Source organism: Streptomyces longispororuber, from assembly GCF_024448165.1.
GTDB lineage: Bacteria > Actinomycetota > Actinomycetes > Streptomycetales > Streptomycetaceae > Streptomyces > Streptomyces longispororuber_A.
Genome location: NZ_JAMOLN010000326.1, coordinates 1 through 7,878, shown reverse-complemented (window position 1 = coordinate 7,878; position 7,878 = coordinate 1). Strand labels below are relative to the sequence as shown.

9 protein-coding genes are annotated in these 7,878 nt (G+C 72.0%); 6 read left to right on the top strand and 3 right to left on the bottom strand.

The window, feature by feature from the left end; all coding sequences use genetic code 11:
- The 4 genes from M4J07_RS45430 to M4J07_RS45415 all read left to right on the top strand — a co-directional run.
- Nucleotides 1–1,294 (top strand): MFS transporter (locus tag M4J07_RS45430; protein WP_255982798.1); only part of this gene is annotated, 1,294 nt, incomplete at its 5' end.
- A gap of 38 nt (nucleotides 1,295–1,332) precedes the next feature.
- On the top strand, nucleotides 1,333–2,136 hold the full coding sequence (gene otnI, locus M4J07_RS45425; protein WP_255982796.1) for a 2-oxo-tetronate isomerase: 804 nt from the start codon (nucleotides 1,333–1,335) through the stop codon (nucleotides 2,134–2,136).
- Entirely contained in the window at nucleotides 2,133–3,182 is a 1,050-nt protein-coding gene (denD, locus tag M4J07_RS45420) for a D-erythronate dehydrogenase (protein ID WP_255982794.1), read from the top strand. Before otnI ends, denD begins: the two co-directional genes overlap by 4 nt.
- Before the next feature lie 10 nt (nucleotides 3,183–3,192).
- Nucleotides 3,193–3,945, top strand: coding sequence for a FadR/GntR family transcriptional regulator (locus M4J07_RS45415; RefSeq protein WP_255982792.1), 753 nt, complete (start codon nucleotides 3,193–3,195; stop codon nucleotides 3,943–3,945).
- A 28-nt stretch (nucleotides 3,946–3,973) separates the two neighbouring features.
- Here the strand turns inward: M4J07_RS45415 and M4J07_RS45410 are convergent, their stop codons facing one another.
- Nucleotides 3,974–4,942, bottom strand: a complete 969-nt coding sequence (locus M4J07_RS45410) for a hypothetical protein (RefSeq protein WP_255982790.1) — start codon at nucleotides 4,940–4,942, stop codon at nucleotides 3,974–3,976.
- Between the two features lie 190 nt (nucleotides 4,943–5,132).
- Here M4J07_RS45410 and M4J07_RS45405 point away from each other — a divergent pair, with 190 nt between their 5' ends.
- Nucleotides 5,133–5,321: a hypothetical protein gene (locus M4J07_RS45405; RefSeq protein ID WP_255982788.1), complete on the top strand. Its 189-nt coding sequence runs from the start codon at nucleotides 5,133–5,135 to the stop codon at nucleotides 5,319–5,321.
- On the opposite strand, the gene M4J07_RS45400 is transcribed toward M4J07_RS45405, so the two are convergent.
- Complete coding sequence (locus M4J07_RS45400) at nucleotides 5,322–5,828, bottom strand: hypothetical protein (RefSeq protein WP_255982786.1); 507 nt, start codon at nucleotides 5,826–5,828, stop codon at nucleotides 5,322–5,324.
- Nucleotides 5,829–6,083: 255 nt separating this feature from the next.
- On the opposite strand from M4J07_RS45400, the gene M4J07_RS45395 reads away from it, so the two are divergent.
- Complete coding sequence (locus M4J07_RS45395; RefSeq protein WP_255982784.1) at nucleotides 6,084–7,013, top strand: aldo/keto reductase; 930 nt, start codon at nucleotides 6,084–6,086, stop codon at nucleotides 7,011–7,013.
- Here M4J07_RS45395 and M4J07_RS45390 read toward each other — a convergent pair.
- The gene (locus M4J07_RS45390) at nucleotides 6,998–7,672 is read right to left on the bottom strand and encodes a TetR/AcrR family transcriptional regulator (protein WP_255982782.1); all 675 of its coding nucleotides are present in this window, start codon (nucleotides 7,670–7,672) and stop codon (nucleotides 6,998–7,000) included. The two genes, M4J07_RS45395 and M4J07_RS45390, sit on opposite strands and share 16 nt — an antisense overlap.
- Between the last annotated feature and the right edge of the window lie 206 nt (nucleotides 7,673–7,878).

Here is a 7,878-nt window from a genome sequence, read left to right as displayed (position 1 = left end):
CGTCGCCGCCGAGGCAGCCGACCTCGACCGCGAGAACGCCGTCTTCCGCAAGGTCGTCCGGCGGATCGTCCCCTTCCTGATCCTCTGTTACATCGTCTCCTACCTCGACCGCGTCAACGTCGGCTTCGCGAAGCTGCAGATGTCCGACGACCTCGGCTTCAGCGAGGCGGCGTACGGACTCGGAGCCGGCCTGTTCTTCATCGGCTACTTCCTCTTCGAGGTCCCCTCGAACCTGCTGCTGCAACGCGTCGGCGCCCGCACCTGGATCGCCCGGATCATGATCAGCTGGGGCGTCGTCTCCGGCCTGTTCGTCTTCGTCACCGACGAAGTGACCTTCTACGTCCTGCGGTTCCTGCTCGGCGTCGCCGAGGCCGGCTTCTACCCCGGTGTGATCCTCTACTGCACCTACTGGTTCCCGTCCCGCCGCCGGGCCCGCGTCATCGCCCTGTTCATGTCCGCCATCCCCGTCGCGGGCATCTTCGGCAACCCCCTCTCCGGCTGGATCCTGGACCGCTTCCACGGGGTGAGCGGCTGGCAGGGCTGGCAGTGGATGTTCTTCCTGGAGGCGCTGCCCGCACTCCTCGTGGGCGTGGCCACCCTCTTCTACCTCGACAACGGCATACGCGACGCGAAGTGGCTCACCGACGAGGAGAAGGCCGTCGTCGAACGGGCCGTCGCCGAGGACGCCGCGCACCGGACGGTGCACGGCCGCACCCTGGACGCCTTCCGCGAGCCCAAGGTGTGGCTCATGTGCCTGATCTACTTCTGCTTCGTGATGGGCCAGTACGCACTGACCTTCTGGCTGCCCACCCTCGTGGAGGCCACCGGCATCGAGGGCAACCTCGCCATCGGGGCGCTCAGCGCCGTACCGTTCCTGGCCGCCCTGGTCGCCATGAACCTGTTCGGCCGCTCCGCCGACAAGCGCGGCGAGCGCCGCTGGCACCTGGTGATCCCCAGTCTCATGGGCGCTGTCGGCTTCTCGCTGTCGGCCTCCTGGTCGGGCTCGACCGCGCTGTCCCTGATCGCACTGTCGTTCGCCGCGGCCGGCGTCCTGACCTGCGCCCCGCTGTTCTGGTCGCTGCCCACCGCGTTCCTCGGCGGCACCGCGGCAGCGGCCGGACTCGCCGTCATCAACTCCGTGGGAAACCTGGCCGGGTTCGTCAGCCCGTACATGATCGGCGCGCTCAAGGACGCCACGGGCTCGACGTCCCTGCCCATGTACGTTCTGGCACTCAGCCTGGTCGTGGGCGCCGCCGCGGTGCTCACCACCAAGAAGGACGTCGTCAACCGCTGACCGCCCGCACAGCGAGCACAGCAAGCACAGGAGTCACCATGCCGAGGTTCGCAGCGAACCTGTCCCTGATGTACACCGAACACCCCTTCCTCGACCGCTTCGCCGCGGCCTCGGCGGACGGCTTCGAAGCCGTCGAGTACCTCTTCCCGTACGCCTACGAAGCCGCCGAGCTGCGCCGCCGACTCGACGACAACGGGCTGCGGCAGGTGCTGTTCAACGCGCCGCCCGGAGACTGGGACGCGGGGGAGCGCGGCACCGCCGCGCTGCCCGGGCGCGAGCGGGAGACCCGCACCGGGATCGAACGGGCGCTGGAGTACGCGGCCGAACTGGGCTGCGAGCGCGTGCACGTGATGGCCGGTCTCGCGGCCCCCGAGGCCACGGACGCGGAGCGGGCCCGGTACCGCGACACTTACCGGGAGAACCTGGCCCACGCCGCCGGACGGGCCGCCGCCGCGGGCGTCGACGTCCTGATCGAACCCATCAACACCCGGGACATGCCCGGCTACTTCCTGAATCGGCAGGCCGACGCCCACGCCCTGGTGCGGGAGGTGGGCGCCGCCCGCCTCAAGGTCCAACTCGACCTGTACCACTGCCAGATCGTCGAGGGCGACCTGACCGCCACCCTGCGCCGCGACCTGCCGACCGGCCGCGTCGGCCACCTGCAGATCGCCGGTGTGCCCGACCGTCACGAGCCGGACGCGGGCGAACTGAACATCCGTCATCTGTTCGGCGTCGTCGACGCGTTGGGCTTCGACGGCTGGATCGGCTGCGAGTACGTCCCGCGCGCCGGCACGAGCGAAGGTCTCGGCTGGCTGACCGACTATCGAGGAGAACCCGCATGAGGATCGTCATCACCGGTGGCTTCGGCTTCCTGGGCCGGCAGGTGGCCGGCCGACTCCTGGAGGGCCGGACGTTCCGTGGCGAGCCCGTCGACCGCCTCGTGCTCGCCGACCTGCTCGTCCCGGCCGACGGGCCGCTCGTCGACGACCCCCGGGTCGACGCCGTCCAGGGCGATCTGACGGACCGTCTGGACGAGCTGTTCGCCGAGCCGGTGGACGTCGTGATCCACCTCGCCGCCGCGGTCTCGGCCGCGTGCGAGGCCGACTTCGACCTCGGCATGCGCGCCAACCTCGACACGACCCGCGCCCTCCTCGAAGCCGCCAGGGCCCAGGCCGCCGCGGGCGGGCCCACGGTCCGCCTCGTGTTCGCCAGCAGCGTCGCCGTCTACGGCAGCGACCCCACGCTGCCGCTCCCACCGGTCGTCGACGAGTCGACCCTGCCCACCCCGCGGTCCAGCTACGGCGTCCAGAAGTTCGTCTGCGAGCAGCTCGTCGCGGAGTACACCCGGCGCGGCTACGTCGACGGACGCGTGAGCCGGCTCATGACGGTGTCCGTGCGCCCGGGCAAGCCGAACGCGGCGGCCTCCGGCTTCCTGTCCGGCATCGTCCGCGAGCCGCTCGCCGGACTGCCGGCCGTCTGCCCGGTCGACCCCTCCCTGCGGGTGGCCCTGGCCTCGCCCCGGCGCACCGTCGAGGGCATCCTGCGGATCGCGGAACTCGACCGGGGCACGGGACCCGGCCGACTCGACGGCACCCTTCCCGTGAACCTCCCGGCGCTGACCGTCTCCGTCGCCGAGATCGTCGACACGCTGCGGCAGCTCGCCGGGGACGCCGTCGCCGATCTGGTGACCATCACGCCCGATCCCGCCGTCGAGGCCATCGTCGGCTCGTGGCCCGCCGACTTCGACAACGCGCGCGCCGCCGCCCTCGGCCTCGTACCCGACCCGGACTTCACCGCGGTCGTACGGGCCTACGTCGTCGAGCACGCCGACGCGGTGACGGCCCCGATCCCGGCGGTCGCCGACGGCCGGCCGGACTCGGGCCGATAAACTGGACAGCATGTTTGCCAAGGTGAGCGGCCCGGTACGGCTCGCGGACCAGGTCGCCGCGATCCTCGCGGAGGAGATCGAGTCCGGGCGCCTCACCGAGGGCGACAAACTGCCGACCGAGGTGGCGCTGGTCGAGCAACTCGGCGTCAGCCGCACGGTGGTGCGCGAAGCCGTCTCACGGCTGCGCAGCGCGGGCCTGGTCGAACCGCGCCAGGGCCGCGGCGTCTTCGTCCTGCCGCGCCGTGCCCGGCCGCTCGACCTGGAGGCCGAGTCCGTCGGCACCCGGGCCAAGGTGCTGCAGATCGTGGAGGTCCGCTCCGCCCTGGAGGGCGAGGCGGCCGCCCTCGCCGCGGCCCGCGCCACGCCGGACGCCGTCGCCCGGATGCGGGCCGCTCTGGACGCGATCGACGGCGCGGTCGCCGCCGGCGGCGACGGCGTCGAGGAGGACCTGGCCTTCCACCGGTCGATCGCCGAGTCGACCGGGAACGACGTCCTGGTCTCGACCGCCCGCTACCTCGGCGAGGTGGCCCGCAGCGGTATCCGCATCACCCGTGCCAACGAGGCCCGGCGGGACGACTTCTTCGAGGCGGTGCGCCACGAGCACCACGCGATCCTCGAAGCCGTCGCGGCGGGCGACGCCGAGGCGGCGCGGGCGGCGGCCCGCACGCACCTGAAGCACGCCGCCGCCCGGCTCAAGGACGCGGACGGCCGGTTCTGGTCCGAGACCGAGGACCTGGATGTGGACCTCGACGCCACGTCCTGAGCCGGACGGCACCCCGCGGGGGGCTCGGTCAGGACCCGGCGTCGGTCCTGCGGCGCCGCACGGAGTACACGACACCGGCTCCGGCGACCACGGCGAGGGCTCCGGCGACACCGGCCGTCGGGACCAGGGAGCCGGCCCCCGTCGCGGCGAGCGAGCCGCCGCCCTGCGGGGACGCGGAGCTGCCCACGGACGGGCTCGGCGTGCCGGCCGCCGGGCTGCTCGTCGCCGGCGCGGACGACGCCGGGGCGGCCGCCAGGATGTCGAAGTCCACGTACCCGTCCTCGGGGACGCTGTCGCTGCAGGTTCCGTCGGCGTTCACACTCGCGGCGATCGGGACCACCGCGCCCGCACCGGCCGGGGCCGCGGCGTCGACCTTGATGCGCAACGGGACGTCGGCGTGCTCGCGGACCGCGAGCTCTCCGGACGTGGGGAACGACCGGTCGTGCGCGCGGCTGATGTCGATGTCGTGCCACCGGTCGCCGTCGGACCACTGCAGGTGCAGGTGGCGCGAGGTGTCCGGGGCGTCCTCGTCGTCGTCCTCGGTGGCGGCGAACGAGGACCCGAACACCTGGGCGCTGGTCGACGCGAAGTCCTTGGCGGTCAGGTTCGAGACGCGGAACGTGAAGGCGTGCCAGCCGGAACCGGCGACGATCTTCGTGGGCAGGCCGCGGAGTTCGGCCAGGACCATCGGGTCGTCCTCGCGGCTGGTGCACTCCGTGGCGTCACTCGGCTCCTGCGTCGGCACCACCGTCTTGCCGGGCGCCACGGGCGGCGCCGTGGCGGTCGTGCTCGCCGACGGGGACGAGTCCTGCGAGGGCGACGCGGAGGGGTCGGTGCGGGGGGACTCCGACGGCGCGGCGGGGCCCGTGGCGGGCGCCGTCGTGGTCGTGGGACCCGGCGTCCCACTGTCCGCGAACGCGCCCGGTGCGGACAGGACGGCGACGGGGACGACGGCGGCCGCAGCCGCCGTCACCACTGCGCGGCGAAGCTTCATCATGACCTCGGGGTTCTCGGTGTGGCCTGGGTGGCACAGGTGTGACATGCGAAGGGCGGCAATGGTTGCCCTCGGACGTGGCGGGAGTCTGGGACATCCGCACCCGCCCGATGCGGCGGGGAGCATCGCGCCAGGGGACGGACGATGAAGAGCGATCGGCTCGGCAGGACCGACGTACGCTCGACGGGCCGGTGTGCGGCACCCGGCCGTCGCGGGCGTCGTCGTAGGCATGCGGTCCGCGGCCGAGGTGCGGCGCAACCTCGCGGCGTTCTGCGCGCGGATCCCGGAGCAGGTATGGGACGACCTGCGCGCCGAGGGCCTGCTCGACGAGCGGGCCGCGACCGACGGGCCGCGCGGGTCCGTGCCTTCCGCCACCTCCTGATCAGGAACGGCGGGTGTGCTTGGCCCCCCAGAACACGGAGCGGGCCGCCCGGACCCGTGCGGCCTGACGGTCGCTGTCGCGGGCGTGCTCGCAGGCGGCGCGCAGCGCGTCCGCGTCGGCGAGCTGCCCGCTGCCGTCGGGGGCGGTCCGCCAGAGGAACGAGTGGCGCTGCACGCCGGTGATGCCGTCCGCTTCGGGGGAGGGGACGGTGAACTCGTCCCCCACCGTGAGCACGGTGGAGTCACCGGTGGGAAGTCCGTCCAGGGTGCCGGGTTCGGCGAGGAGGTAGAAGACGGGACGTGGCTGAACGTGCTCCTCGAGCACGGGTATCTTCTGCGCCTGATCGCCGAGTTCCCACAGCACGGCGAGCGCGAACGGCTGCGGCAACCGCAGCACGTCGAACCGCACCCCGGTCGGCAGCACCGCCAGATGCGGAGGTTCCTCCCACTGCTCGTAGACCTGCTCCGGTTCCGGATGACAGGCCGCCAACCACTGTTCCCCGTCCATGCGTTGACCGTAGTCGGCATCTCTACGCGCGTCAGGAGAACGGCCGCACACGAGACCGATTCCGAACCGGCTCCACCGTCACGGGGATGGGACGGCGGAGCCGGCCGCCGCACGGAATGCGACAGCGCCCATCGTTCCGGATTCAACAGCACGTCGGCCAGGGGGCATTTTCGGCCATGTGGCCGGGTGGTGCGCCGGGCGCCGGCCGGGTGTTGTCGCTGGCGTCCGGGCGGCGCGCTCGGCGAGGATGGTGCGATGCGAACGATCTCCTTCCCCCAGACCGAACTGCGGGCCTCGAACGTCGTCCTGGGCCTGATGCGCATCGCCGAGCTCTCCGACGACGACATCCGCACCCTCTACGGCAGCGCCCGTGACGCGGGGATCAACACCTTCGACCACGCTGACATCTACGGACCCTCCCGCCACGCGTGCGAGGAGCGGTTCGGGCAGGCCGTGAAGCTCTCCGCCGCGGAGCGGGAGTCCATCGTCATCCAGAGCAAGGTCGGCATCAGGTCCGGCTTCTTCGACTTCTCCAAAGAGCACATCGTGCGCACGGTCGACGAGTCCCTCGCGGCCCTGCGCACCGAGTACCTCGACGTCCTCCTGCTGCACCGGCCGGACACCCTCGTGGAGCCGGAGGAGGTGGCGGCGGCCTTCGACGAACTGCACGCGGCCGGCAAGGTCGTGAACTTCGGCGTCTCCAACCACACGCCGGGGCAGATCGAGCTGCTCAAGACGGCGGTGCGCCGACCGCTCGTGGCCAACCAGGTGCAGCTGAGCATCACCCACTGCCCGATGATCGCCTCGGGGATCGCCGCCAACATGGCCGGACTCGACCAGTCGGTCGACCGTGACAACGGTCTGCTCGACTACTCACGCCTGAACGGGATGACCCTCCAGGCGTGGTCGCCGTTCCAGAAGGGCTTCTTCGACGGGGTCTTCCTCGGCGACCGCGAGAACCACGCGGAACTGAACGACGTCCTCGACGAGCTGGCCGCGAAGTACGACGTGACCCCGACCGGCATCGCCGTCGCCTGGATCACCCGGCACCCCGCGAACATGCAGGTGGTCCTCGGTACCACCAACCCGGGCCGGGTCGCCGAGTCGGCGGCGGGCTCGGAGCTCCCGCTGACCCGCGAGGAGTGGTACCGCCTCTTCCGCGCGGCGGGTCACACGCTGCCCTGACCGCCCGACCCGCCCAGCAGATCGGCCACTTCGGCGGCGTAGAGCCGGGCCGGGTCGAAACCCATCCCGTTGAAGTGCCCGGCGAGTTCGAGTGACAGCGCACCGTGCAGCCGGGTCCAGAAGGCCAGGGCCCGGCGCAGCGCCGCCGGCGGGGCGTCGTGGTCACCGGCCCACCGGCGGTGGTCCGCCAGGTGGGCGGTGAACGGCGTGGCGGGCGCGTCGGTGTCGGCGTGGGCCGCGACGGAGGCGTCGAGCAGGGTCGCCATGATCTCCGAGGCGATCCCGGTGATCTCGTCCGGCGCGTGGTATCCGGGCACGGGTGTGCCGTACACGAGGAAGTAGCGCTGGGGGTCCGCCAGCGCCCAGTCCCGCAGGGCGTGGGCGAGCCCCGCGAGGTCGGCACCGCCGGCCGTCGCCGCGGCGACGGCGTCGGCCAGGCTCCGGTACGCGTCCCTGACCAGCTCGGTGATCAGGTCGTCCCGGCTGGCGAAGTAGCGGTAGAGCGCGGGGCCCGTCATGCCCAGCTGCCGGGCGATGGCGTTGAGGGAGAGCGCGGACGCGCCGGCCGTCGCGATCTGCTCCCAGGCGCGCTCCTTGATCTCGGCGCGCACCTGCTCGCGGTAGCGCTCCCGCGGTGTCCTCGCGTCCGTCTTCGCCACGGTCTGCGCCGCCTTCGCTGTCGGTGCCGGATCAATTGGTTAGAGGTTATCACCAAGGCGTTGACCGCTCACACCCGGTGAGTTATAACCATTAACGAACGAGTGAAGCTCTTACATCACTCACTCGGTCGTCCGCCCGTGCCCGCACTCGTCGTACAAGGAGCACCGTCATGCCCGGCATCCGTACCGCCCTGCTCGCCGCCCCC

Coding starts and splice junctions, on each gene's coding strand:
- otnI (WP_255982796.1), top strand. CDS start 1,333: ATGCCGAGGTTCGCAGCGAACCTGTCCCTGATGTACACCGAACACCCC.
- denD (WP_255982794.1), top strand. CDS start 2,133: ATGAGGATCGTCATCACCGGTGGCTTCGGCTTCCTGGGCCGGCAGGTG.
- M4J07_RS45415 (WP_255982792.1), top strand. CDS start 3,193: ATGTTTGCCAAGGTGAGCGGCCCGGTACGGCTCGCGGACCAGGTCGCC.
- M4J07_RS45410 (WP_255982790.1), bottom strand. CDS start 4,942: ATGATGAAGCTTCGCCGCGCAGTGGTGACGGCGGCTGCGGCCGCCGTC.
- M4J07_RS45400 (WP_255982786.1), bottom strand. CDS start 5,828: ATGGACGGGGAACAGTGGTTGGCGGCCTGTCATCCGGAACCGGAGCAG.
- M4J07_RS45395 (WP_255982784.1), top strand. CDS start 6,084: ATGCGAACGATCTCCTTCCCCCAGACCGAACTGCGGGCCTCGAACGTC.